16 protein-coding genes and 2 tRNA genes are annotated in these 25,155 nt (G+C 62.4%); 8 read left to right on the top strand and 10 right to left on the bottom strand.

Going from position 1 to position 25,155, the window contains the following annotated elements; all coding sequences use genetic code 11:
* The first annotated feature begins 216 nt into the window (after positions 1-216).
* The 3 genes from OCA5_RS09990 to OCA5_RS10000 all read left to right on the top strand — a co-directional run bounded on the left by OCA5_RS09990 (position 217) and on the right by OCA5_RS10000 (position 4,943).
* Entirely contained in the window at positions 217-2,433 is a 2,217-nt protein-coding gene (locus tag OCA5_RS09990; protein ID WP_012563186.1) for a type I secretion system permease/ATPase, read from the top strand.
* Positions 2,420-3,673, top strand: a complete 1,254-nt coding sequence (locus OCA5_RS09995; protein ID WP_012563185.1) for an HlyD family type I secretion periplasmic adaptor subunit — start codon at positions 2,420-2,422, stop codon at positions 3,671-3,673. The genes OCA5_RS09990 and OCA5_RS09995 overlap by 14 nt, the downstream gene beginning before the upstream one ends.
* Before the next feature lie 226 nt (positions 3,674-3,899).
* Positions 3,900-4,943 (top strand): transglutaminase-like cysteine peptidase, encoded by a 1,044-nt coding sequence (locus tag OCA5_RS10000; RefSeq protein ID WP_012563184.1) that lies wholly within the window; start codon positions 3,900-3,902, stop codon positions 4,941-4,943.
* Positions 4,944-5,014: 71 nt separating this feature from the next.
* Here OCA5_RS10000 and OCA5_RS10005 read toward each other — a convergent pair whose 3' ends face one another.
* Positions 5,015-14,881 carry a T1SS-143 repeat domain-containing protein gene (locus tag OCA5_RS10005; RefSeq protein ID WP_012563183.1) on the bottom strand — a complete coding sequence of 3,289 codons (9,867 nt, stop codon included), beginning with the start codon at positions 14,879-14,881 and terminating at the stop codon, positions 5,015-5,017.
* A gap of 239 nt (positions 14,882-15,120) precedes the next feature.
* Here OCA5_RS10005 and OCA5_RS10010 point away from each other — a divergent pair, with 239 nt between their 5' ends.
* Both OCA5_RS10010 and OCA5_RS10015 read left to right on the top strand, forming a co-directional pair.
* Complete coding sequence (locus OCA5_RS10010; RefSeq protein WP_012563182.1) at positions 15,121-15,507, top strand: hypothetical protein; 387 nt, start codon at positions 15,121-15,123, stop codon at positions 15,505-15,507.
* 55 nt (positions 15,508-15,562) lie between these two features.
* Entirely contained in the window at positions 15,563-16,669 is a 1,107-nt protein-coding gene (locus OCA5_RS10015; RefSeq protein ID WP_012563181.1) for a glycosyltransferase family 4 protein, read from the top strand.
* Between the two features lie 2 nt (positions 16,670-16,671).
* Here the strand turns inward: OCA5_RS10015 and OCA5_RS10020 are convergent.
* The 3 genes from OCA5_RS10020 to OCA5_RS10030 all read right to left on the bottom strand — a co-directional run bounded on the left by OCA5_RS10020 (position 16,672) and on the right by OCA5_RS10030 (position 18,229).
* Positions 16,672-16,748 (bottom strand) — tRNA-Pro (locus tag OCA5_RS10020).
* A gap of 77 nt (positions 16,749-16,825) precedes the next feature.
* Positions 16,826-17,362 (bottom strand): DUF192 domain-containing protein, encoded by a 537-nt coding sequence (locus OCA5_RS10025; RefSeq protein WP_013913135.1) that lies wholly within the window; start codon positions 17,360-17,362, stop codon positions 16,826-16,828.
* 201 nt (positions 17,363-17,563) lie between these two features.
* On the bottom strand, positions 17,564-18,229 hold the full coding sequence (locus OCA5_RS10030) for a cold-shock protein (RefSeq protein WP_013913136.1): 666 nt from the start codon (positions 18,227-18,229) through the stop codon (positions 17,564-17,566).
* Positions 18,230-18,514: 285 nt separating this feature from the next.
* Here OCA5_RS10030 and OCA5_RS18825 point away from each other — a divergent pair, with 285 nt between their 5' ends.
* Together OCA5_RS18825 and OCA5_RS10040 are read left to right on the top strand one after the other, a co-directional pair.
* Positions 18,515-18,796 (top strand): hypothetical protein, encoded by a 282-nt coding sequence (locus OCA5_RS18825; RefSeq protein WP_012563178.1) that lies wholly within the window; start codon positions 18,515-18,517, stop codon positions 18,794-18,796.
* Positions 18,797-19,041: 245 nt separating this feature from the next.
* On the top strand, positions 19,042-19,491 hold the full coding sequence (locus tag OCA5_RS10040; RefSeq protein WP_012563177.1) for a VOC family protein: 450 nt from the start codon (positions 19,042-19,044) through the stop codon (positions 19,489-19,491).
* 187 nt (positions 19,492-19,678) lie between these two features.
* On the opposite strand, the gene OCA5_RS10045 is transcribed toward OCA5_RS10040, so the two are convergent.
* The 6 genes from OCA5_RS10045 to epmA form a co-directional block, all read right to left on the bottom strand.
* Positions 19,679-20,023 (bottom strand): hypothetical protein, encoded by a 345-nt coding sequence (locus OCA5_RS10045; protein ID WP_013913137.1) that lies wholly within the window; start codon positions 20,021-20,023, stop codon positions 19,679-19,681.
* Between the two features lie 91 nt (positions 20,024-20,114).
* Entirely contained in the window at positions 20,115-20,717 is a 603-nt protein-coding gene (locus tag OCA5_RS10050; protein ID WP_012563175.1) for a UbiX family flavin prenyltransferase, read from the bottom strand.
* A gap of 303 nt (positions 20,718-21,020) precedes the next feature.
* Positions 21,021-21,095, bottom strand: a tRNA-Glu gene (locus OCA5_RS10055).
* Positions 21,096-21,290: 195 nt separating this feature from the next.
* The gene (locus OCA5_RS10060; protein ID WP_013913139.1) at positions 21,291-21,587 is read right to left on the bottom strand and encodes a hypothetical protein; all 297 of its coding nucleotides are present in this window, start codon (positions 21,585-21,587) and stop codon (positions 21,291-21,293) included.
* A 167-nt stretch (positions 21,588-21,754) separates the two neighbouring features.
* Complete coding sequence (locus OCA5_RS10065; RefSeq protein WP_012563173.1) at positions 21,755-22,828, bottom strand: lysine-2,3-aminomutase-like protein; 1,074 nt, start codon at positions 22,826-22,828, stop codon at positions 21,755-21,757.
* Positions 22,810-23,850: an EF-P lysine aminoacylase EpmA gene (gene epmA / locus OCA5_RS10070; protein WP_012563172.1), complete on the bottom strand. Its 1,041-nt coding sequence runs from the start codon at positions 23,848-23,850 to the stop codon at positions 22,810-22,812. Before epmA ends, OCA5_RS10065 begins: the two co-directional genes overlap by 19 nt.
* Before the next feature lie 150 nt (positions 23,851-24,000).
* Here epmA and efp point away from each other — a divergent pair, with 150 nt between their 5' ends.
* Entirely contained in the window at positions 24,001-24,567 is a 567-nt protein-coding gene (gene efp, locus OCA5_RS10075) for an elongation factor P (RefSeq protein ID WP_012563171.1), read from the top strand.
* Positions 24,568-25,155: the final 588 nt, after the last annotated feature.

The raw sequence follows: 25,155 nt of genomic DNA on the forward strand, positions 1-25,155 counted from the left end.
TAATCCGTAAGGCTAACCGTAGAAACGCAGATTCGGTTAACTCCTTCGGCCGCAGAAAAGCTAAAATACTATTTAAATACTCGGATAATCGGATCGCCAGCGGTTCGTGCAGCCAGAGCTTTTTAGTCCGGACCCCGTGAATGAGGCCGGAGCGTCATCGCCAAAAGCGGCAGAACATTTGACTGCCAAGACAGGCCCTTTCGAAGGACCACAACTGTGAATCTGCAGGCGCGCGAAACGATCCAGTCCGGGCAACCGGTCCAGTCGCCGCTTGTCGACATGCCGCCGGAGCACGATTCCTTTTCCGACGCGCTGCTCTACATCGCCGCTCATCATGGCCGCGCCATCACCCGCGATGCGTTGATCGCCGGCCTCCCGATCGAAAACAACGCCCTCACGCCGAACCTGTTTGCGCGCGCCGCAGGCCGCGCGGGCCTCGAGGTCGAAGCGGTCAAGCGTGCGCTCGGCGACATTCCCTCGCTGGTCTTGCCCGCGGTGCTCGTGTTCAACAACCGCACCACACGCGTGCTGACGGCAACCGACGGCACGTCCGTCGAGATCGTCGATCCATCGACCCGCAAGCGCGAACGGCATTCGATCCAGGAGATCGAGCGCGACTACCTCGGCTACGCATTCCTGCTCCGGCCCTCCACGATGACGACGGACCGCGTCGCCGCGGCGGGCGGCGTGCCGGGCACGCACTGGTTCTGGTCGGTGGTGCGCCGCTTCGGCGCGAACTATCGCCATGTCGCTCTCGCCGCCTTCATCGTCAACATGCTGGCGCTCGCAGCACCCCTATTCGTGATGAACGTCTACGACCGCGTGGTGCCGAACGGCGCCATTCCCTCGCTGATCGCGCTCGCGATCGGCCTCGGCCTCGCAATCGTGTTCGACTTCGTGCTGCGTACGGTGCGCGCGCGCATCATCGACATCACCGGCAAGAAGATCGACGTGGTGCTTGCCGCCGAGATCTTCGAGCACATCCTGTCGATCAAGATGGCGCAGCGCCCGCAATCGGTCGGCATTCTCGCCAACCAGATGCGCGACTTCGAGGCGGTGCGTGACTTCTTCACATCCGGCACCGTGGTCTCAGCGACGGACCTGCTGTTCGCGCTGCTTTTCATTATCGTTCTCTTCCTCATCGCCGGGCCGCTCGCCTGGATTCCGCTGATCGTGCTGCCGATCATGATCCTGGTCGGCGTCATCCTGCAGCGCCCGCTCAACGACGCCGTCAATCGTCTGCAGGCTGAATCCTCCGCCCGCCACGGCGTGCTGGTCGAAAGCCTGTCCTACATCGAAACCGTCCGCGCTTCCGGCGCCGAGGCCAAGATGCAGAACGCATGGGAGCGCTCGGTCGCCGCGACCGCACGCTCGGGCGAGGACGTGCACTTCTGGTCGACGCTGTCACTCACCGCCGCGAGCACGGCGCAGCAGCTCACCAGCATGATGATGATCGTGGTCGGCGTCTTCCTCATCCTCGACGGCAAGCTGTCGATGGGCGCGCTGATCGCCGCCAATATGCTGGGCGGCCGCGTGCTCGCGCCGATCGCAGGGATCGCGACCGTCATCACCCGCGCGACGCAGACCATCGTGTCGATGCGCGCCATCGACACGCTGATGGCGCTGGAACGCGAACGGCCGATCGGGCGCACCTTCATTGCGCGCGAGGTGAAGGGTGAATCCATCACCTTCGACGGCGTGCGCTTCAAGTATCCGAACGCCTCGGTGAACGCGCTCGACGGCGTGTCCTTCCGGATCAATCCGGGCGAACGCGTCGGTATCATCGGCCGCATCGGCTCCGGCAAGACCACGGTCGGCCGCCTGATCTCCGGCTTCTATCAGCCCGATGAAGGCCGCGTGCTGATGGACGGCGTCGATCTGCGGCAGTTCGATCCGGCCGATCTGCGGCGCGGCGTCGGCTTCGTGCTGCAGGATACCGACCTGTTCTTCGGCAAGCTCCGTGACAACATCGCACTCGGTTACCCGGCGGCGACAGATGCGGAGATCATCGAAGCCGCACAGTTAGCCGGCGTCGAGCAGTTCGCCGCACACCATCCGCTCGGCTACGACCTGCCGATTGCCGAGGGCGGCCGCAGCCTCTCAGGCGGCCAGAAGCAAGCAATCGGGCTGGCGCGTGCGCTGATCCGCAAGCCGAAGGTGCTGTTCCTCGACGAGCCAACCGCGCATTTTGACACCCGCAGCGAAGCTGAATTCCTCGAGCGGCTGAAGACGCTGAAGCAGCGCGACATCACCATCATCGTGTCCACGCACCGCTTCTCCCTGCTCTCGCTGGTCGATCGCCTTCTGGTGTTCGAACAGGGCAAGCTCGTTCTCGACGGCCCGCGCGATCTTGTCATCGCGCGCCTGCAGAACACCAAGGCGCACCCCGCCGCCAAACCGCATCCGCAACCGGCGCCCCATGCAAAGCTCTGACTTCTCGTTCGCCAACGATGTTCGCGCGGCGGCGGAGCTCAAGACGCCGCGTGCCTCCTTGATCCTGCTCGCCACCAGCATTGCGCTTCTGGTCGTCGGCGTGATCTGGGCGCACTTCGCGGTGCTCGACGAAGTGAAGCGCGGCAACGCCCGCGTCATTCCCTCGCGGCAATTGCAGGTGGTGCAGAGCCTCGAAGGCGGCATCGTGCAGGAAATCCTGGTGCAGGAAGGCGATATCGTCAAACAGGGCCAGGTGCTGATGCGGATCGACGACACCAAGTTCCTTGCCGATCTCGGCGAGGTGCGTGAGCGTCGCCTTGCCAATGCCGCGCGCGTCGCTCGCCTCGAAGCCGAGGTGCAGGGCCTGCCGAAACCTTCCTTCCCGGAAGCGCTCGCCGAGCGCGCGCCGCAGATCGTGCAGACCGAACAGAATGTATTCGACGCCCGGGCCCAGAAGCTCGCGCAGGATATCGACGTGCTCGCCCAGCAGGAGACGCGGCTGACGGAGTCTTTAAAACTACTGAGCCGTGAGGTCGAACTCACCCGTCACCTGTATACGCAGAAGGTCGTGCCCGAGATCGAGATGCTCCGGCTGCAGCGTCAGGCGTCCGACATGCGCGGGCAGTTGGCGGAGACGCAATCGCGCATCGCCAATGCGCGCGCCGCTTTCCGCTCTCAGGCCGAGGAAGATCTGGCAAAATCGCGCGCCGACCTCGCCGTGCTGGAGGAAACCACCAAGTCAGCACAAGACCGTGTGCGGCGCGCCGATCTCAAATCGCCCGTCAATGGCATCATCAACAAGCTCAACGTCACCACGGTCGGTGCCGTGGTGCAGCCCGGCGCCAACCTGATGGATATCGTGCCGCTCGACGACACGCTTCTGGTCGAGGGACGCATCCGCCCGCAGGATATCGCCTTCATCCGTCCGCAGCAGAATGCGGTGGTGAAGATCACCGCTTATGATTCCTCGGTCTACGGTTCTCTGAAGGGCAAGGTCGAGCGCATCAGCGCCGATTCCATCGTTGACGAGAAATCCGATCAACGCGGCGAGAAGGGCGAGAGCTTCTATCGCGTCATCATCCGCACCGAGAAGAACCACCTCGGCAGCACGGAAAACCCGCTCCCGATCATTCCCGGCATGGTCGCAACGGTGGAAGTGCAGACCGGCGAGAAGTCGGTGCTCGACTACATGCTCAAGCCCGCGCGCATGTTGCGCGACGAGGCATTACGCGAACACTGACGCCAGCCCCGTGAACCCAACTTCGTTCAAATTTTAAGGAAATTGTTCGGTTAAATCCGAGCGGCTTTGCAAAGCCGCGATTGACCGCGCTTGCGACAATAGCCGCGCAGGTTAAGCCGATTTAACCGCTGCGAAGCGGCACGCCCGTATCACTGGTCCCGAAAAGACGGGATGCAGGATCGCCGCAACAACGACGACCGCAAGTCCCGCAACACGGGACGTCAGAATGTCGTCGACTTTGAAAGCGTCGAAGCCGCTCGCCGCCGGCGCGGTCTTGCTGGGCAGCGTGCTGTGGCTCGCGGGTACGGTCACGGAAACGAAGGCCGGCGCGCGCGATGTGCGCGCAAGCGATCATGTCCTGCGCTTCGACGAAGCGCCCCTTGCCGCGCCGCAGGCCAAATTCTTCACCATCAACGGTGTGCTCGCCAAGCTCGACGCCCAGCGCAACGGCAAGCCGACGACTAACACCAGTCGTGACACCGTCGGCGACGTCGAACTCGCAGCACTCACGCCGGACGGCATTGCAACCGATACACCGCCGATCCAGATCACGCCGACAGTCGGCCCTGAGCCGTTCGGCCTCTTCGTCTTCCGCGCGCCGGAAGGCACGCTGTGGCGCAAATGGCGCGGCGTTGCCGCCGATATGGCAAAGGACCATGACAGTCTTGCCCGCTGCAGCTATGACGCGGCCACCTGCTCTCCCGCCGCCGCGCGGTTTGCGCGCCTCGTGACATCGGCCAAGGCAAAGAGCGGCCGCGCGCAGCTCGAGGATATCAATCAGGGCGTCAATCTCTCGATCCGTTACGTCAACGACACCATGCAGCACGGCGTGCCCGACCGCTGGAGTTCGGCGCTGGCGTCATTCACGACCGGCGCAGGCGACTGCGAGGATTATGCCATCGCCAAATACGCCGCCTTGCGCGAGGCCGGATACGCCGCGGAGACACTGCGCCTCGTTCTGGTGCGTGACCGCGCGGTGCGGCAGGACCACGCCGTGCTTGCCGTTCGCCACGAGGACAAGTGGCTCATCATGGACAACCGTAGCGCGCGGCTGCGTGAAGACAGCGAAATCTCGTCGTTCACGCCGTTGTTCGCGATCAACGAACGCGGTGTGCAGCTTTTTGCCGTGCCCTATGCAAACCGCGACACGGATGGCGCTTCCGATGCATCACCCGCAACCGATGCGCTGGGGACGATGGCATGGACCGGCTCGGACACCGCCGCCACACCCGCGGGCGGCGCGATCGGCGAACGACCCCTGTTGATGTGAGCAACCTTCGTTGCCTCAAAGCAGAACGGCCGCCCATCAGGCGGCCGTTCTTTCTTTCACATGGAGTGCTCTTACACCATAGCGGAGATGGTTGCCTGATGGATGGCATGGTCGTCCAGGATAACCTTGATGGATTCTCCCGCGCTAACACCGGTCAGTGTGGCGACATTCTGCCAATTGCTACCACTACCGTGGACATCAACCTGAAGCATTGCGCTTCCGCTCACATCCGTAACCCGAACGTAGTCGCTCGCATTGTGAGACCCAGGCGCGCTGAACACGCTATCGAGAAGGCCGGACAAGTCGATTCTGTCACCCTCGCTCGCATCAAACGAGCCTGAACCACGATTATAATCGTGAATGGTATCGACATTGGACGAGCCGAATTCGGCAAACACAAACGTATCAGCGCCACGGCCGCCGTACAGATTGTCTTTTCCGAGACCTCCAATAAGCGTGTCATTGCCGAGATCACCGAAAAGGTTATCGCCACTTCCCCCGCCAATAAGCGTGTCGTCACCCTTGCCGCCAAAGAGCTGGTCTGACGCAGCCCCGCCAATCAAAAGATTCGGCGAGGTGTCGGACCCGAGATCGGGATAATAGGCAGAGTCTGCATGTAGATTACTGCCTCCGATGTTGTTGATGAGAACGTCAGCGCCGCCATAACCGTAAAGATTCACTCCCGACAGATGGTCATTATTTTCAATAATGATCTGTGCATCGTCCGTGCTGACCAGCGCGTTCGGACCATCCTTCCAGGTGTCGACCCTGGTCACATGAGCTGTAGCGGTAACCGAGTTATGTCCATCGGAGATCGTGTAAGTGAAATCTCCCGACTGGGGCGCATTGCCGGTCAGCTGAAAGCTTATCGTTTGACCATCGCTCGATAGCGAAACATGAGATCCAGACACGCCCGTCACACTTAGCGTATCCCCTTCAGGATCGGTTTGATTCCACAACAGGGCAGCCACGGGAATCAGAAATGCCGATGCGTCGTGTTGGTCAACAATGATATTGGTCGTGTTATGAGACGGTGCCTGATTGTTCGCATCGAGACTGATCGTCAGAACCGCCGAAGAGTGGTCGGTGTCGCCATCTGTCAGGGTGTAAGTGAACGTATCCGTTCCGGCACCGGTGGCGGATGAGTTGCGGGTGTAGGTGTAGTTCCCATCTTTATCGATGACGAGCGTGCCGTACTGACCCTGCACCTCGAACACATTGGTGACGGGATCGAGCGTCGCATCGATCAACCCGTTGTATCCCATCACCTGGGTGACATGCGCACCGTCCGCACCCAACGTATCCACACCCACATGCGCCGGGCTGGTATCGCCGGTTATGACGTTGCCAGTCGCCTCCACGCCAACGCCAACCGATGCAAAATCGGGAGATGCGCTCGGCGTATCGTCGACGATATCGATCGTCAGCGTGGCTGCATCTGCGTTGTGGTCGGCATCTGTGATAACGACACTAAAGCTGTCAGATGTATCGTCGCCTGACGTATTTGTATTCAGCTCATAGCTGTAGCCGATTGCGGTCGCCGTAATGCTGATGATCGTCAGGGTGCCGAGGCCACCTGAGCTTAGAAATTCCTGACCTGCGTGCGTGACGAGCACGCCGTCGATCGTGACATGCGAGGGTCCATCGCCCGGATTGAGGGCGATCGTACCGGTATTGATGTTGCTGCCATCGTGGCTTGAGCCGGCAGGCAGTCCTGCTTCGTCCACGGAGATCATCTCCGCCGACACCGCAGGTTCATGGTTCGTCGATTTGACATCAATGACGAAATCACCGCTTCCCAGCGTCAGCGGGTCTCCGTCGGAATCCGTCACGGTGATGAACTGGGAGAAATCGATCGAGCGCAGCGTGCCGCCATCGATTGGCTGCAACAGCTTGAAGGTCGCCTGCCCGTCCGTTGACAGCGTCAAGGTGAAAATCACCTCTGCACCAGCCATGGCAGTAATGACATGGCCATCCGACGATATGGTGATCGACACGCCGCCATAAGCTGCGGGGTCGACGGAATTCCCCTGGGTGAAGGTCACTGCCTGCTCGGTGAAGGTCGCCAGGCTCCACGTTCCAGGCGCATCCGCCCCCATATCGACAAGCTGCGTCAGGTCGACAACCGTGTCCACGGCGTGCGGTGTCGTGGTGATCGTCGTCGTGGTTTCGATGATCGCAAGATCGTCGATCACTACGCGCCCGGCAAAGCCCTCCGGCGCCTGGATCACGAGCTTCGAAATTTCGACGTCCACAAACTTCTGGTCCGGGTCCGATGACGCGCTATCGAAGATGCTCGTGATCACCGCCGCCGGATTGCCGCCGACGCTTTGTGCGTCGAACGTCGCGGTCGCGACGATGTGGCCGTCCGCGTCGTAACCAATAAGGGTGACGGTCGTGGGCTCGCTGACCCACGGGCTGGCCGCCCCGTACAGGCCGATCGCGACGCTGCCGAGTGTGAACGTCGTGCCGCTGTCCGCCTCCAGGATCAGTTCTTTTGCGCCGGTCGCCGAATCCGGTCCCTGCAGGTTGGAATTCCCGTCATGGGAGATGACTCCAACACCCGCGCCGCCGCCAGCTTGAAGATGGGCCGCGCCCAGCCCCGTCGAGGAGAAGTCGAGGGAGTGGGAGGACACCGTCGTCAACGTGAACATATCGGCTTCGTTCACCGAGCTTGTCGCGGTCTGACCGGTGAGCACCGGCACATCGTCGTCCACCAGCACCTTGAACGAGCCGCGCGCGACATCGCCGTCGGCATCCGCCGCGGTGTAGTTGAACGTAAGGGTGATGTCGTTCTCGTTGGCGCCCTTTGCGTGATCGAGCGCATCCTGCAGGACGACACGGAACGCGCCGGCGCCATCATCCGACAGCGTGACCTCGATCACCGTGCGCTCGACACCCTCATGCGTCGCCTTGCCGACGAGCTTGGTGCCGTTGTTCTCCAGCGAGAACACGACATCGTCGCCATGCGATTTCAGCAATCCGCCGGTGATACCGACGTTGGTATTCGTGAAGGTGACGCTGCGGCCGACGCCATCCTGCGTGAAGCCGGACGTATCGCTCGTGTCGTTGACATCATAGCTGTCGGCACCCCACTTGATATTGAGGTAGCCGGTCGCCGTCGCCTCGTTGCCGTCGCCATCGCTATCCGGCACGTCGGCATCGCCCAACTGGGTATCACCGTTCCCGTTGACCTGATCGCCGCGCGTTTTCAGCAGACCGTCCTCGTCGACCACGGCCATCGGCACCGCGTCTCCGATGGTCGGGCTGTCGTCGATCACGTTGACGACGAAGTTGTTCTGGACGATGTCGCCGTCACTGTCGCGCGCCGTGAAGGTGAAGTCGAACGACAGGACGTCTTCCTGGCTTGCGTTGGTGCCTTTGACAGGGTGATCCAGCGTACCGTTCAGCACGAAGTTGTATGAGCCGCTGCCGGTATCCGACAGCGTCACCGTGAACACCACATTTGCGGGGTCGCCCGCATACGCAACGAGTTTCGTGCCGTGGTCTGCGAGCGCATATTCGAGTGCAACGCCGCCCGAGGTCAGGTCGGCAAGCGCCATCCCGCTGACGCTCATGAACTGCGACGCCGTTGCGGCGGTGATCGCGCCATCGAGAATGTGCGCGCCGCCCGTGCCGCCGAACACCACGGAGCGGTCGCCATAGGCCTGCGTGCCGTTGAATCCCACCTTGGTGACATCGTTGGAATCGTCGCCGCCCCAGGCGATGTTCAACAGGCCACCGGCATGCGCGGTCGTCACATCCACAAGATGGCCAAGCACGCTGAAGTCGCCGTCACCGGTGCCCTTAGTATCCTCGTTGCCGTTGCCAAGCTCCTCTTCCTCGACAAAGCGCGGCACGATCGTGCCCGCCGCAACCGGCATGTCGTCGATCACATTCACCGTGAACGAACCCGGCGCCGTGGTGTCGCCGTCGCTGTCGGTTGCCGTGTACTGGAAGGTCAGCGGCAGCGCGTCCTCGCCTGCGCCGTGCTGATCCAGCACGTCGATCAGCGTGAAGGTGTAGGCGCCGTCACCCGCATCCGACAGCCCCACCATGAACACCACATGCGCCGCGATCGCAGCGTTGGTCGAACCCGGCACGCCCGAAGGCGCGGTGGCGCCGGTATAGGCCACCAGCACCTCGCCCCCGGCGACCTCGTAGACCTTGTAATGCACCGCCTCGCCACGCGAGGTCAGATCGGCAGGGTCCGCCACCACATTGGCGAAATCGACCGAGCGGTCGCCATTGACCTGTGTGCCATTGGGGCCGCTGCCCGCATTGCTGTTGGCATCGTCAGCGCCCCAGCCGATGTGCAGGTGCCCGCTCGTCGTCTGCGTCGTGTCGTCATGGATGAACGGGAAGATGAAATCGATGTGGTCGGCATCGCCCGTGCCGTTGCTGTCCTCGTTGCCGGGGCCGACAACGATCTGTTGCTCCTCCTCGACATAATGATCCGTATCCGCCCCGTTCAACGTCGGGCCGCTGTCGTTGATCCTGATGTTGATCGCATTGGTGGCGTGATCGCCATCGCGATCCGTGACGATGTAGTCGAACGTCAGGACGACGCCGTCGGACGTGCCGGCTTCGCTGCCGTCGATGCCATGATCGGGATGATCGATCGGCCCGGACTGCGTGTAGGTGTAATGACCGTCCGCCGTGACTTCGAAGGTAAAGACCGGTCCTTCGGTCGTTTCACCGGTCAGCGTGATGACGCCGCCAACAACGGTATGGGTAATCGTGACCGGCAGGCCGCCCGAGGTCATCGGCAGCGAAGTGAACGTTGCTGCATCGGCGTCGGCGACCTTGTTGGGAGAACCGGAGAACCGATAGAGCAAGTCGGTCACGGTCGCCCCATCGGCACCCGCATGGAACGGCAGCGTGCCGGTGCGGACGATGGCATTGAAGTCACCGTTCGCGTCGACGCTTTCCTGGATCGCCTGCAGGCCGAGATAGCTCGCGGTCGGCGCGTCGTCGTTGACCGTGACGCTGAAATGGCTCGATGCGGTATCGCCGTCCGAATCCGTGGCGATGAAGCCGAACGTCAGATCGATGCTGTCTTCCTGATTGGCAACGTCCTCATCCAGCGGGTGATGGAGAACGAAGGTGTAGGCGCCATTGGGCGCGCTCGCATCGAGCGTGACGGTGAAGACCGGATCGGCCGGCTCCGACGAACTGACCGGGCCAGTATAACCCTTCAGCGTCGCGCCATCATCGGAAATCCAGATGTGCACGTCCGCGTGGCCGGACATGAGCCCGGTCGGCAAACTCGACTGATCGAACGTGAGAGTCCGCGCGGCACCATCGTCGGCGCCCCAGTTGACGCCGAGCGTGCCGTGAGCCGTATCCGTCGCGTCGATGTCACCGGCAATGCCGAGCTTGTTGCCGGGCAGCACGGGCAACACGCCGGACAGTTCGCCGGGCACCGAGCCCATCGGATAGGAATCGCCTGCATTGCCGCCCAGCGCATCCTCGTCGACGGCGCCCTTCTGGACGTTGGCGATGGTGATGGTCGGGCTGTCGTCGATGACGTTGACGACAAAGTTGTTTTGCACGATGTCGCCATCGCTGTCGCGCGCCGTGAAGGTGAAGTCGAACTTCAGTACATCTTCCTGGTTCGCGCTGCTGCCCGTCACCGGATGGTCCAACACGCCCTGAAGCTGGAAGTCATACGATCCGCTGCCGGCATCCGACAGTGTCACGGTGAACACCTTGTGACCGAGTGCCGGATCGCCCGCATAGGCGGTCAGCACCGTACCACTGCCCGACAGGACATAGGAGAGCGCAACCCCGCCCGACGTCAGGTCGGCAAGCGCCATCCCGCCAACGTTCACGAACTGCGACGCGGTCGCCGCGCTGATGGTGCCGTCCGCGATATACGCGCCACCATCGCCGCCGAACACCACGGAGCGGTCGCCATAGGCCTGCGTGCCATTGAAGCCCACATTGCCGAGCTTGTTGGAATCGTCGCCGCCCCACGCGATGTTCAACAGACCATCGGCATGCGCCGTCGTCACATCCACAAGGTGGCCGAGCACGCTGATATCGCTGTCACCGGCCCCCTTCGTGTCCTCGTTGCCGTTGCCAAGCTCCTCTTCCTCGACAAAGCGCGGTGCAATCGTGCCCGCCGCAAGCGGCGTGTCGTCGATCACATTGATCTGGAACGAGCCCGGCGCCGTGGTGTCGCCGTCGCTGTCGGTCGCCGTGAACTTGAAGTTCAGCTCCAGCGTGTCTTCGCCGGCGCCGTGCTGATCCAGCACATCGATCAGCGTGAACGTGTAGCTGCCGTGCGCGCTCATATCCGAGAGCGCGACCGTGAACACGACACCCGCGGCGATCGCCGCCTGGATCGATGTCGGCAGCGTTGTCGGAGCGGTACCGGTATAGGCGACCAGCGTCTGCTCGCCGTTGACCGTGAATACCTTGTAATGCACGGCCTCGCCGCGCGAGGTCAGGCCTGCCGGGTCGGCGACATTGACGAACTGCACCGAGCGGTCGCCCGGTTCGCCGTTGTTGTCGTTGGCGTTGTCCGCGCCCCAGTTGATACCGAGCGATCCGGTCGCCTTCTCGGTGGTATCGTCGTGAATGAAGGGAAAATTCAAATCGACGTGGTCGGCATCGCCCGCGCCATTGTTGTCCTCGTTGCCGGCTCCGACAACGACCCACTGCTCCTCCTCAACCGTGCGCGTCGGAATCGGCGTGGAATCGAGCGTGGGAACGTCGTCAACCACCGTCACCTTGAACTGGCTGTTCGACGTATCCCCGTCGGAATCCGTCGCGGTGTAGTTGAATGTCAGGGTGAGGCTATTTTCGCCGCCGCCCGCGGACTGATCGAGCGGCTTCACCAGCGTGAAGTTGTACTCGCCGTTGTTCTGGTCCGACAGCGAGACATAAAACACGACATTGCTGCCGGTGACCGAAGTCGGCGCCGACGAGCCGGTATAGCCGACCAGTTGGCCGTCGGAGAGAACGGTGTAGGACACAGTCTGGCCGAGCGAGGTCAGCGTCGTGCCGTTGAAGGCGCCGCTCACCGCGACGTTGCTGTTGCTGAACGCAACCGAGCGATCGCCGAGACCACCGTGATCGGTCGGATTGGCGTTGTCGGCGCCCCAGGCGATGTTCAGCGAAACACCGGTGACGGATGCCGCGAGGTTCGGCGTCTCGTTCTCGTTGTTGCCGCCGTGCAGGGATTCGTCCTCCACCTTCGACGCCGTGCCGGTCGCCGCGACCGGGCTGTCGTCGATGATGTTGACGATGAAATTGTTCTGCGCCACGTCGCCGTCGCCGTCACGCGCGGTGAAGGTGAAGTTGAACGACAGCGTGTCTTCCTGGCTGGCGCTGGTGCCGTGGGTCGGATGATCCAGTACACCGAGAAGCTGGAAGTCATACGATCCGACGCCGGTATCCGACAGCGTCACCTGGAACACGGCATGAGCCGCATCGTGCGTCGCGCCGGCATAGGCGGTCAGCACCGTGCCATTGTCCGATAGCACATACTGAAGTGCAACGCCGCCCGAGGTCAGCGTCGCAAGGCTCGCACCGCCGCCGCTGACGCTCAGGAACTGCGAGGCCCCTGCTGCGTCGAGCACGCCGTCCGCAACGTAATGATCGCCACCCGCACGGCCGAACACCACAGAGCGGTCGCCTGCAACCTGCGTCCCGTCGAAGCCGCCGTTGCTGTTCACATTGGCGCTGTCCGCGCCCCACACGATATTCAGCAGGCCGTCGGCATGCGCTGTCGTCACATCGACCGGGAATCCGAGCACGTCAAAGTCGCCGTCGCCCGCACCGCGCGTATCTTCGTTGCCGCCTTGAAGCTCTTCTTCCTCCACCGTGCGCGTCAGGATCGTGCCGATCGCAAACGGCTGATCGTCCGCGACATCGACCGTAAAGGTCTGCGTCACGGGATCGCCGTCGCTGTCGTAGGCGTCCACCTTGAACACCAGTTCCTGGCTGTTCGAGTTCTCGGCGTGGTCGAGGTTGCCCAGCAACCTGAACGTATAGGTGCCCGAACCGTCCTCGCTGAAGGTCAGGCTGAACACCTGATCCGACGCCGCATTCGGCGAGCCACCGTGCTTGTACGCCATCACGACGGCGTAGCCGGCCGCATCCACCGTCGTCTGGTAATCGATCGCCACGCCATCCGAGGTCAGGCCGCTCGGCAATCCGTCTGTCGCCATCAGGATGTGGCGTGCAGCGCCGTCATCCGCGCCCCAGTGCACTTCGAGATCGCCGTGAACCGTGCGCGGCTCCTTGATAAGGTCGGTGCCGTCAAAAAGATCGTCCTCGTTGACGTGCGTATTTTCCGCCGTGCCCGCCGTCGGCGTGTCGTCCTGCACCTTCACCGTGAAGTGCGTGCCGACGGGGTCGCCGTCGCTGTCGGTCGCCGTCAGTCCGAAGTCGAGCGGCAGCGCATCGTTGCCGTCTCCGCTCGAGGCGTGATCGAGATTGCCGCTCAGCGTGAAGCTGTAGGAGCCATGCTGCGAGGTCGGGTCCAGCGTGACCGTGAAGATCAGCGTGGAGGCATCGTGCACGTCGCCACGATAGGCATCGAGTTGCTGGCCACCGTTTACGAGGTCGGTCACGACGTACTGCAGATCAACACCGTCCGACGTCAGCGCGAGCTCATGGCCCGATCCGTCGAGCGGCTTGCCGTTAGCCATGTTGAAAGACAAAGTCCGGCCGTCATCCACGCCGGTGCGGATGCTGTCGTCCGCGCCCCAGTCCACGTTCAGTGCGACGTTGCCGGAGCCGGCATTATCCTGCGCATCGAAGCTGCCGTTGCTCTTGTTCGCGCCCGTGAGGCCATCCTCGCCGACGATCTGATCGTCAACGTGAGGCGTTGGGTCGCCGCCCTGGCCCGGCAGCAGCACCGGCGCGTCGTCCGTAATGTGGATCTCGAGCGTTGTCGAAACGCTCTGGCGCGTGCCGTCCGACGCAGGCACGCTGTCGATGCCGACAACGGAAATCCCGGTGATGGTGATGCTGTTGTCCGCCGCGCCGCCAACATGCGGAAACGCATCCGTCAACGTGACGGTGATGATGGGCGAAATCGTGCCGTTAGCATCGGTGTGGTTCGCGGCGGTGGTGCCGTCGCCAAGCTGAATGATGATCGCCGGTTGATTGCCTCCGGGCAGGAAGCCTTCAACGTGCGTGCCGTTCGGCGAAAGAACCCATGTGATCGTCAGCGTGTTGCCGGCTTCGTCCTTGACGACGGCCGCGGCCATATCTCCGAACACGATGTCGATCGGCTGACTTCCGGCGGTGAAGGTGACACCGCTGGCCGTCGCCGTTTCACCGCTTTCATTCGGGCGCGTACCTGTCCGCGCACCTGATGCGAGATCGCTTCCGTCCTGATGCGTATCGAGATTGGCTTCGAGAATAGTGATCGGCGAAAACGCACCGGTCAGTGTCGGGGCGAAGTCCTGCTGAATCTGAGGGCCGAGCGGCGACGTTGTCTGGAATGTGCCGAGGTTCTCCTGCCCCAGCAGCGCGAGCGGCGAGTTCGTGGTGAACGCCTCGACCGACACCGTGTGAAAATCCGCACCGCTTGCGGGGCCAGCACCGTTGCCGGCTGCAGGCAGCACCGACTGATCGTCAGTGATCGGAAACAGCGAGGCGAATTCCTGACCGGTGATGTCGCGCGCACCGAGTGCGACATCGAGATCGGCGAGCGGCTTGCCCGTTAAATCGAAGAACGGCTCAATCGTCACTGTCGAATGGTTGTCGAAGAGAATGATGAGCTTGGTGCCGACATGCACCATCGTCATCTTCTCGTTCGCAATCGAAGACAGATCGAGCTTGGTTTTTTGACCGAAGCCGAGATCGATGGTGATCGCCTGCTCGCTGCCAGGCTTCACGACCGTTACAACTTTGAGAGGAGTGTCAGTCTGAACGGGGACACTATTCGCCTGTGCGATCCAAACGCGCTCGTTCATCAATGCCTCCCGCGGCCATGGGGGCCGGCCGCCCAAAAAATTAAGAAATCATTAAGCTGAATACTCCCTTTCTAACAGAGTGGCGTCAAGGAATCGCAGACAAAACGCCAGCTTTTTGTGGGTGTTTAGGTTAAGTGGCGCCCACAACCCAAACGCGATCCGGCTGTTAAGCTTCGTTAACGCCTGCTTGTTGCCGGCTCGAGGTTCGGCTAAAGGACGTGTAGGTGGGGGATTTTACGATGTCTATTCATCGCCTTTTTATTGCAACGTCCGCCCTGTTTGCTCTCGGCTTTTCAATTGCTTGCACCACGTCTCCGGCCCAGGCCGGATGCGCCGACTTCGTCCTGAGCTGCGACAACGGCCGCGATTACCCATTCTGCCCGCGGGCGATCAGCTCCGACGGGGACGTCGTGACCGGGACGCTGACGCTCGCGCCCCGTAACAACGTCCGGATGCGGTTGATCCCGATGGGGATCGGCTATCGCTATGCCGGGCACGGCGTCTGGTTCGATGGCCTGCAAAACGAAGCCCAGCTTTTCCTGCGCAAGGACGCGGCGATCGCCTGCACGGTCAATCGGCGCGCGGTCGACCCGGCCGCACCTGCCGTCTTGTACACGAAGGGCTGATCAGGCCCCCCGCCCGGGTTGGGCGCTACGTTCAAGGCGGAGCACGTCCTTCCGGATGGCGAAGGTTCTGGTCGTCAATCCACGCGCGATGTATTTCGGCGACCGGCGCGCGACGTCGATCGACCTCAGCGTGCGCGACCTGATCTGGCATAGCCGCTTCCGCGCCGGGACGACCGTGATCGGCGATCCGATTGATCACCCCTTCGAGGGGATCGCCTATGTGGCGCGACCGATGGGTTCGTTCGACCATTCGCTATTCCGGCTGCCCCGCCTGATACAGGCCATCAACAGGATCGCGCCGGACGTCATTTCCGTGCAGGAGCATCTCGGTACAGCCGCCTTCCTCGCCCGCCGCCTCAGCGCGCCCGTGGTGCTGCATCTGCATAATCCGATCCGCCAGCCGAGGAGCGCCGTCGAGCGCATCCGCCGCCGCACCGCGTTTGCAGAGTTGCGCGGCCTCATCTTCGTCAGCCACGACCACGAACGCGCCTTCCGCGATACCTGGCCGCTCGTGACGACGCCGCGCCATGTGGTGCCGAACGGCCTCGACCTGGCGGAATGGCATCCGGCACCGACCCGCGAAAAGGTCGTACTGGTGGTCGGGCGTGCGATCCCGGAGAAAGGCATTCTCGAAGCCGCGAACGCCCTCGCCGCGACCTTGCCCCGGCATCCGGGCTGGAGAGCCGTATTCATTCTGAGCGCCGCCGAGGACCAGCGCGCCTATGCCGAACACGTCCGACGCGTGCTCGCTCCGCTCGGGCCGCAGGCCGAGTTTCTGATCGGTGCCCCCTTCGCAACGGTGAAGGCCTGGAACGAGCGGGCGGCGATTGCCGTGATTTCCTCCCGCCTCCGCGAAACCTTCGGCCGCACCGCGCTCGAGGCGCACGCCGGAGGTGCTGCCGTGATCTCGTCAGGGAATGGAGGCTTGCGGGAGGTCAGCGGCGAACACGCGCTCTCTCTGCCCCGGGTCGGCGCGCCTGAAATCTCGGATGCCGTTGAGCGGCTGATCGGCAATGAAGCCGAGCGCGACCGACTGGCCGCTGAGGGTCACGCACGAGCTCTCGCGCAGTTCGATATCCGCACGACGGCGGAGACACACGACCGCATTCTGGAAATGCTGTTGCCTCAACGGCAAAGCACGAAAACTTCAGGCTTAGGATGAAGTGGTCGGGGCAGGAGGATTCGAACCTCCGACCTGCGGTACCCAAAACCGCCGCGCTACCAGGCTACGCTATACCCCGAAAGGCCCGTGGTTACACTGTTCGCAACACCCCAGCAAGCCGGGCGTGATGGCCTGAAATACTCTCGTGCCGACCGCTTAACGCCGCCCGAACAAGGGGCCTGCAACCCGGTCGCCCGGTGCGAGCCCGTCCTTCCGGGCGGTTCCCGCCACCAATTCCAGCACGGCCTTCACCGGCCCGCCGGACGAAATAATCCGCTCCGATAACGGCTCGGTGTTCTCGGCGATCCGCAGGATCCGGCCATCCTCCTGAATGAAGATCATGTCCAGCGAGACATAGGTGTTCTTCATCCACATCGAAACGTGCTGTTGCGGCGAAAAATCAAACAGCATGCCCCGGCCCTGCGGCAGTTCCTTGCGGAACATGAGGCCCTTCTCCCGCTCGGCCACGGTCCTTGCGACCTCGACGCTGTAGACCTTCACCCCCGATTTGGTGACGATCTCGAGCGTCTCGGTGCCGGCGGCCTCAGCGGTCCTCATGCCGGGCACCGAGCCGCGATCGAGGGTGGGCCCAAAGTCCAGGCCTAGGCCAAGCACAAGACCGAAGGCGGCCGAGACCGCAACTAGAACCGTAGCCGTCCGCCCTGCCCGTGCCTTCGACAATCCAAACGCCATCGCCTGCCTCGCTTCCAGTCCCGCGGGGCCATAGCAAATCGGCAGCCGAACGTCAGCCGTCTCGCCATCACGTTGGCGTGGCGTAGCTTGGGGGCGAAATCGAAGGGATAAGTTGCCGGCGCGCGACAGCAGCGTGTCACGCCATCACCTCGCGCCAGCTCACGGCACGCCAGCCTGCCCGAAAGTCAGATCGAGGATACGTCAGTGGGACGACAGACCGCCCGCGCCAAGCTCAGGCTGAATCTCCGCCGCCATCAGGCCCTTGGAGCCCGGCCCATAGCGGACCAGCACATACTGGCCGGGGCGAAGCTCGGTCATGCCGTAGCGGCGCAGCGTTTCCATGTGGACGAAGATGTCCGGTGTCCCCTCGCCGCAGGAGACGAAGCCGAACCCGCGCAGCCGGTTGAACCACTTCACCTGGGCCCGCTCGAGCCCGCTCGTCGGCGTGACGCTGACATGGGTACGCGGCGGCAGCATCTGCGCCGGGTGGATGGCCGTCGACTCGTCCATCGAGAGAATGCGGAAGGCCTGATAGCCCTTCTGCCGCTGCACGCACTCGCAGATGAGGCGCGCGCCCTCATAGGCGGTCTGGTAGCCGTCGCGCCGCAGGACGGTGACGTGCAGAAGGATGTCCGGCAGGCCGTTGTCCGGGACGATGAAGCCGTAGCCCTTCGAGGCGTCGAACCATTTGATGACGCCGCTCAGCTCAACGAGATTGGCACCGACGCCATCGCCGAGTGCAGCGAACGCATCGGCTGCATCCCGACTATGCGGCATGGCAAATTCGTTCGAGGTGGGTTTAGAATTCGACCCGACTCCGAGCTGTTGCTCGGCAAGCCGTTTGGACTCGAAATTGTCCGTCCCCATGACCCCGGGCCCCACTCTACCGGCCCTGCGTGACAGACCCGGCTGGATTGCGCCGATCGATGTGATTCACCGACAAAGCGCAGCGATTCGTGTGTTGGAACGATAACATTCCAGCTTATGCGGGAAAGCCCAAAAACCGGTTCGGCCGAAGCTGTGAACAGCTTGCCTGCATCGAACTCAGATCTTCGCGGATATCAGAGGTGCCCCGCATGCAGCGCAGGCACGACAGCCTTGCTGGCGGAACTGCGAAAAAGCGACTGCGTTAGTGCCCGCGGAGGACCGATCATGCCTTATGCGTTATTCACCAACGGAGAACAGATCAGCAAAGCCTACAGCACCCCACAGGAGGTCTGGAAGGAAGCCGAAGAAGCGGGCCTTGTGATCGAGTTGCCCGCGGACGAGGAAAAGGACGAGCCGAAGCAGGTTCTCGATGAAGACTACCGCATCGAGCCGTGCCCGCCCGATCAGCCCGCCGAAGGCAGCGCCCCCACCCGCAAGCCTGTCCACCAGGACGATGCGCGACCGGCCCGGCTGCACCGGGCACACGCCCGGTCATCCCGCCGGTAAATCCGCTCCATTTGCGAAGAACATAATTTTATCACTTTAGGCGAAACTGGCGGAACCAACCCGCGATACGCGTGTTGTTGTGCCAGAAGCTCCCCCAGGCTTCGTTCTCAGAAGAGCCCTGCCCAGTCCCCCCGCTGGCAGGGCTTTTCATCGTCGCCCCGCCGCCGGCGCTCTTCAATCGGACGCGCCGAGGCTATACATCAGGCGTTCTTCGCTTCCTCCCGACCTCAACCGGAATATTCAAGATGCGCTATCTGCACACCATGCTTCGTGTCCGCAATCTCGACACCGCGCTGAAGTTCTTCTGCGGCGCGCTGGACATGAAGGAAGTCCGCCGCACGGAGAACGAAGCCGGCCGCTTCACCCTCGTCTTCCTCTGCGCACCCGAAGATGAAGATCTCGTGAAGCAGTCGAAGGGACGCGTCGCGCCGACGATCGAGCTCACTTACAACTGGGATGAGGAAACCTATGGCGAGGATCGCTTCTTCGGGCATCTCGCCTACGAGGTCGATGATATCTACGCGACCTGCGAGCGCATCTCCAAGCTCGGCATTGTCATCAACCGCCCGCCGCGTGACGGCCAGATGGCCTTTATCCGCTCACCCGATCTGCAGTCGATCGAGCTGCTGCAGAAGGGCGATCCATTGCCGCCTCAGGAGCCGTGGGCGTCGATGAAAAATATCGGTCACTGGTAAGCGCAACGCACCGACGCCGGAACTTGCACTTCACCTCCACGTTCGTCTGCCAGCAAACAGCAACGAGGAGGACAGTATGGCTCGCGGACTATTGCTATGGCTCTTGGGAGTGCCGATTCCGATTATCATTCTTTTATGGCTGTTCTTCGGACGGTAAACAAAAGCCCCGCTTTGGCGGGGCTTTTCGTTACAGCTTGCGGCAGTCGGCCGAGCTTTCGATGAGCCGCAAAAGCGGGTTCGTTTTTGCCCGCATGACGCAAAGCTCGGTCTCCTGCTTCGCCGCGACCGGGCCGGTGCAAACGATCCGCGGCTTGTCGTCGTGGATCGCTGTCTCGAAGGTGCATGTCGCCTGACACGAGGCTTCCGTCGCGAGCGGGTTGGTGACCACGATACGAGCCGAGGTGGCATCGGGCGCCATCACACAACGCACCGTCGCCGGCTCGGCCCGTGACAGGCTGACTGCCGCCAAAAGGATGGCCGGCACGAGCAACGCGAGGCAAAGAGACTTTCTGAAAGCGACAGGCTGCGACATGCCTTTTCGCTTATCAAAGCGGCGACCAAAAAGGCAACTCCTCCGAAACCAGCCGTTCGATGAATAAGAGCCGCGTCAGGCCGATGAGGCGTCAGGGTGATGAGGCATCCGGCCGGGATTTTCCGCCGGCCCACGCCTTGACGGCCCCCACATCGAGATCGAAGAGATCGAGCACCCGGCCGAGGGTGTGGTCGACCATCTCCTCGAGCGTTCGAGGCCGGGCATAGAATGCGGGCACCGGCGGATAGACGATCGCACCGGCTTCCGTCACAGCCGCCATCGAGCGGATGTGGCCAAGGTGTAGCGGCGTTTCCCGCAACAGCAAGACCACGCGCCGCCGCTCCTTCAACGCAACATCCGCGGCGCGGGCAATCAGATTGCCGGTCGTGCCCGTGGCGATTTCGGACATCGTCTTGATCGAGCACGGCGCAACGATCATGCCCAAAGTACGGAATGAACCGCTCGAACAGGTAGCCCCAACATCGTCGATCGGATGAACAACCGTGGCGAGCGATTCAATCTCGGAGATCTTCAAATTGGTCTCATAGGGGATCGTGATCGTGGCGGCCCTGGAGATAATGAGATGCGTCTCAATCCCGTTGTCTTTCAGCAATTCGAGAAGACGCACGCCGTAAATTGCACCCGACGCGCCTGTGATGCCGACAACGAGCCTCGGCCGTTTGCGATCAGACATTGCTGAGTTCAAGGCCATTTTGTTTTTCTGCTGACCGCACGATCAAAACGTTGCTCGCTTTCACGATGCACGGCGCATAGTTTCTCTGCCTTGAGCAGCGCATTCGAAAATGCGTGAGCGGCTCTACATGAGCCGCCACGACAGCTTTCATGATAACCAGATCGCATCAGTCCGGATTTGATCGTGATCACGCCACGGCGGCGGTGCTTAAATTCCGTCGCAAGGCAATCACGCACCTCGCACAGTCAGGATCGCCTACGCGCGAGCCGTCGGCCAAACGTTCATGATCTGGAAATGGAAAAGTGGCGCTCCCTAGCGGAATCGAACCGCTCTCTCCACCGTGAAAGGGTGGCGTCCTAACCGATAGACGAAGGGAGCGAATCCCGCGGTCCTTGTCCGCAAGGCAGATGCGGCCGGGTTCGCTGGAAACTCTTACAGGATCAACAGGTTAGGCAGGCCGATCCGTGCGCTTTTGCCAAGACCGGAGTAGCGGCCCGGCGCGAGGCTCGGAACGTATAATGGCGTTTCGCCGCAGCGGCAAGCACCCTGCTCAGCTTCGTTCTGAAAGGCCGTTCAGCAGCCCCGGCAGATGCTCTTGATCTTGCGATCGAGCGCCTTTTCCTCGGCGGTCGCCTGATAAGGCGCCTCGACGGCGTTGGGATCGCGCCGCGGCTGCAGATGGCCGACCGGCGCCTGCATGACGCCACTGCCGAGCGAGGGTGGAACCGTGGGGTTGGCGGGCGCATTGAGGCCCGAACCGGCTCCCCCTCCCGCCGCGTTGCTTTGCGCAAACGAGCCGGGCGCCGTGGCTAAAGCGAGAGCCATCACCACCGCAGAGAACGACCCAGCCGTTATCATCGATGTCCGCATGGCGACTCCTTTCTTTCCTCCGCCGGCCAGATTACGCCGACAGATAGAAAAAGTGCACACTTCTACAATAGTCCACAAGCCGCTCGGGTTGCAGCCACTTACTTCACACTGGTGCGACAGATGGACGGGCTTGGCGGTAGCCTCGCCATAGCTGAGAATTAGCAAAGCTATTCCGGCGGGTAGACATGGACCTCACCGCAATAATCCAGCAGCCGCCTTCGCTGCGTAGGTCCAGCACCCTCGGGCGATAGATAGACCGGCCCGACCGGAATCTTGCCAAAGCCGCCCGGAATATCGAGCACATAGTCCGGCTGGCACAGGCCAGAGACGTATCCTCGCAATTTTCGCATCAGCGCCTCGCCCTCCTCCAGAGACGTGCGCAGGTGCGCGGTGCCGGGCGCGAGATCGCCATGATGCAGGTAATAAGGCTTGATCCGGCACTCGACGAAGGCGCGCATCAGCGCCGTCAGCGTCTCGACCGTATCGTTGACGCCTCGCAGCAACACCGACTGGCTGACCAGAGGAATGCCGCGATCGATCAACCGCGCGCAGGCCGCGCGAGCCGTCGGCGTCAGTTCGCGCGGATGATTGGCATGGACCGCGACCCATGTCGTGACATCGGGGTGACGCAAGGCGTCCGCCACCTCATCCGTCACGCGCTCTGGGTCCGCGATCGGCACGCGGGTATGAAAGCGCACGATCCGCACATGCGGGATTGCTGCGAGGTCGGCCGTGATCTCTTTCAGCCGCCGCGCGGAGAGCATCAGTGGATCGCCGCCGGTGAGGATCACCTCCCAGATTTCCGGATGCGTGCGGATGTAATCGATCGCCTTGGTGTAAGCGGCATCCGACAATGCCGTCTCTTTCCCCGGACCCACCATTTCGCGGCGGAAGCAGAAACGGCAATAGACCGCGCAGACATGCACGAGCTTGAGCAGCACACGGTCGGGATAGCGATGCACAATGCCTTCGACCGGCGAATGCGCGCGGTCGCCGATCGGATCGACGCGCTCGATCGTCTCGGACTGCAATTCCTGCGGACTTGGCACATACTGCCGCGCGATCGGATCGTTCGGATCGTTGGGGTCTATCAATTCCGCAACCGCAGGCGTAATCGCAATCGCATAGCGCTTTGCGACCGCTTCGAGGCCCTGTAACGCGTCCTGTGACACGAGGTTATGCGCGGCGAGTTCGGCCGGCTGGCGCAATGTGGTTGCAGGCTTCACGACAGCGGCGCCCATACGACCTGATCGAGCCGCGTTGCGCCGCTCGCCAGCATCACCAGCCGGTCGAAACCAAGCGCGACGCCGGAAGCTTCCGGCATCTGTGCAAGCGCTGCGAGAAAATCCTCATCGAGCGGATAGCGTTCGCCATAGCGGCGCTCCTTCTCGTCCATCGCGCCCGCAAAACGGCGGCGCTGCTCAGCGGCATCGTTCAGCTCACCGAATCCATTCGCGAGTTCGACGCCGCAGCCATAGACCTCGAACCGCTCCGCGACGCGTGCATCCTGCGGCGAGGTTCGCGCCAGCGCGGCCTCGGGCGAGGGATAATCAAACAGGATCGTCAGCCGCCCCTCGCCTAGCTTCGGCTCGACATGCTCGGTCAGCACCTTGCTGAAAATATCCGACCAGTCGTCGTCATTGCTGACCCGCGTGATGGAGGCAGCCATCGCCGCCAGCGCATCGCGATTACCGCGATTGCCCTCGACGGTGGCGAGAAGATCAAGGCTGGCGAAGCGCTGGAACGCCTCCGCAACCGTCAGCCGCTCGGGCGGCGCGAACGGGTCGAGCGTCTTGCCGCGAAACGCAAAGCGCCGCGTGCAAGCCGCCTCTGCAGCGCGTGCAACCACAGCCGCGCAATCGTCCGTGATCGTCGCATACGGCGCACCCGCCCGGTACCATTCGAGCATCGTGAATTCGGTCAAATGCAGAGGACTATCCTCGCGGCCACGGAAGACTTTGGCAAACTCGACGATTCTCTCCTCGCCGGCCGCGAGCAGCTTCTTGCAGGCGAATTCGGGCGACGTCCGCATGTAGAGCGAGGTCTGCCCGCTGCCGCCCAGCCCCTCGGCGCGCAAAGCGTGAAGGTGGGTCTCGTTCCCCGGTGAGACCTGCAGAATCCCGGTCTCGACCTCGACAAAGCCCTCCGCCGCAAACCAATCCCGTACCGTGCGGGTGATGGCCGCACGCTGGCGCAGGAACGGCTGGCGATCCTGGTGGCGCTCCCGGTCCCACCAGGGCGAGGCTTTTGAGGGAACCATCATCAGCAAAATTGGCCCCTGAGGGCGCCTATGGGGCTCTTGGGGCTGGTATCAGCGGTCCAAATCAGTATGTTGCGGCCCGAAATGGCCTTTTTGGCCGGCCGCAGCCCGCAACGGGCCCGGCGCCGCCTTCTGACATTAGGGAACCGATCCGTGAGAGTCATCGCAAGCTCAATCCGCAAAGGCAATATCATCGACCAGGACGGCAAGCTATACGTGGTCCTGAGCGCGGAGAATATCCATCCCGGTAAGGGCACGCCGGTGAGCCAGATCGAAATGCGTCGAATCAGCGACGGTGTGAAGATCTCGGAGCGCTACAAGACCACCGATCAGGTCGAGCGCGCTCATGTCGAGGATCACGATTACAACTTCCTCTACGCGGACGATGACGGCTTCCACTTCATGAACAACGAGAGCTACGAGCAGCTCATGGTGCCGAAGGACGTCGTCGGCACTGCCGCGCCGTATCTCTCCGAAAATCTCACCGTGAAGCTCGCAATTCACGAGGGCGTCGCGGTGGCGATCACCCTGCCCCAGCGCATTACGCTTGAGGTTGTGGAAACCGAGCCGGTGACGAAGGGACAGACTGCATCGTCGTCCTACAAGCCCGCCGTGCTGTCGAATGGCGTGCGCTCCGCTGTGCCGCCGCATATCGGCGTCGGCACCCGTATCGTGGTGATGACGGAAGACGGCTCCTACGTCGAGCGCGCGAAGGACTAAATTCGCCTGATAAAAACACGGCCGGCGCGCATGTCTCGCGGCGGCCGCGCAGGTGTTTGACATCACCGATAAAATGCATAGCTTTGACTTGCGCAGACATTCGCGGGATCGCGAACCTATGCGCGCGGGTCAGGCAACACGTTACGCCGGACCCAAAATCGCCCGATAGGCCGATGTGCCTGCCTTTACAGGCTAGGGTTGAAAAGCGAACGCAGCGCCAGCGCTGCACCGCTTCACTACGCGGAGGATGCACCGCATCACCCTACTTCGCGTGCCCCCATGGACAGTTGAGGTCCCTTCACCCGCTCAAGGAGGTACGAGCCATGTCAGTTCATCCCGGCAAAGATCCTTTGACCGCAAACGCCACCTCGAACGGCAAGGTTCAAAAGGACAATGTCCATCGGCTATTTCCGCGCACTTCGCAAACACCTCCGACGAAATCTCCGGCCGTGCCGAAAAAACCGCCGATACACGGACGGGAGGATTTCAGTGGCGGCGACGATCCCGGGCCGAGCGCTGCCTGACACGGCAAGTTGGTTGCGGCGGCTAAAGCCAGCAACCACGCCAGGCTGAAATCCCCGCGTTAAA

It is taken from the genome of Afipia carboxidovorans OM5 (assembly GCF_000218565.1).
Lineage (GTDB): Bacteria > Pseudomonadota > Alphaproteobacteria > Rhizobiales > Xanthobacteraceae > Afipia > Afipia carboxidovorans.

What these genes read in the sequence shown, in the direction of transcription:
- OCA5_RS10015 (WP_012563181.1), top strand. Translation starts at nt 15,563, where the DNA reads ATGGCGAAGGTTCTGGTCGTCAATCCACGCGCGATGTATTTCGGCGAC.
- OCA5_RS10050 (WP_012563175.1), bottom strand. Translation starts at nt 20,717, where the DNA reads ATGTCTGATCGCAAACGGCCGAGGCTCGTTGTCGGCATCACAGGCGCG.
- OCA5_RS10060 (WP_013913139.1), bottom strand. Translation starts at nt 21,587, where the DNA reads ATGCGGACATCGATGATAACGGCTGGGTCGTTCTCTGCGGTGGTGATG.
- OCA5_RS10005 (WP_012563183.1), bottom strand. Translation starts at nt 14,881, where the DNA reads ATGAACGAGCGCGTTTGGATCGCACAGGCGAATAGTGTCCCCGTTCAG.
- OCA5_RS18825 (WP_012563178.1), top strand. Translation starts at nt 18,515, where the DNA reads ATGCCTTATGCGTTATTCACCAACGGAGAACAGATCAGCAAAGCCTAC.
- OCA5_RS10010 (WP_012563182.1), top strand. Translation starts at nt 15,121, where the DNA reads ATGTCTATTCATCGCCTTTTTATTGCAACGTCCGCCCTGTTTGCTCTC.
- OCA5_RS10025 (WP_013913135.1), bottom strand. Translation starts at nt 17,362, where the DNA reads ATGGCGTTTGGATTGTCGAAGGCACGGGCAGGGCGGACGGCTACGGTT.
- OCA5_RS09995 (WP_012563185.1), top strand. Translation starts at nt 2,420, where the DNA reads ATGCAAAGCTCTGACTTCTCGTTCGCCAACGATGTTCGCGCGGCGGCG.
- OCA5_RS10040 (WP_012563177.1), top strand. Translation starts at nt 19,042, where the DNA reads ATGCGCTATCTGCACACCATGCTTCGTGTCCGCAATCTCGACACCGCG.
- OCA5_RS10030 (WP_013913136.1), bottom strand. Translation starts at nt 18,229, where the DNA reads ATGGGGACGGACAATTTCGAGTCCAAACGGCTTGCCGAGCAACAGCTC.
- OCA5_RS10065 (WP_012563173.1), bottom strand. Translation starts at nt 22,828, where the DNA reads ATGGGCGCCGCTGTCGTGAAGCCTGCAACCACATTGCGCCAGCCGGCC.
- OCA5_RS10045 (WP_013913137.1), bottom strand. Translation starts at nt 20,023, where the DNA reads ATGTCGCAGCCTGTCGCTTTCAGAAAGTCTCTTTGCCTCGCGTTGCTC.
- OCA5_RS10000 (WP_012563184.1), top strand. Translation starts at nt 3,900, where the DNA reads ATGTCGTCGACTTTGAAAGCGTCGAAGCCGCTCGCCGCCGGCGCGGTC.
- epmA (WP_012563172.1), bottom strand. Translation starts at nt 23,850, where the DNA reads ATGATGGTTCCCTCAAAAGCCTCGCCCTGGTGGGACCGGGAGCGCCAC.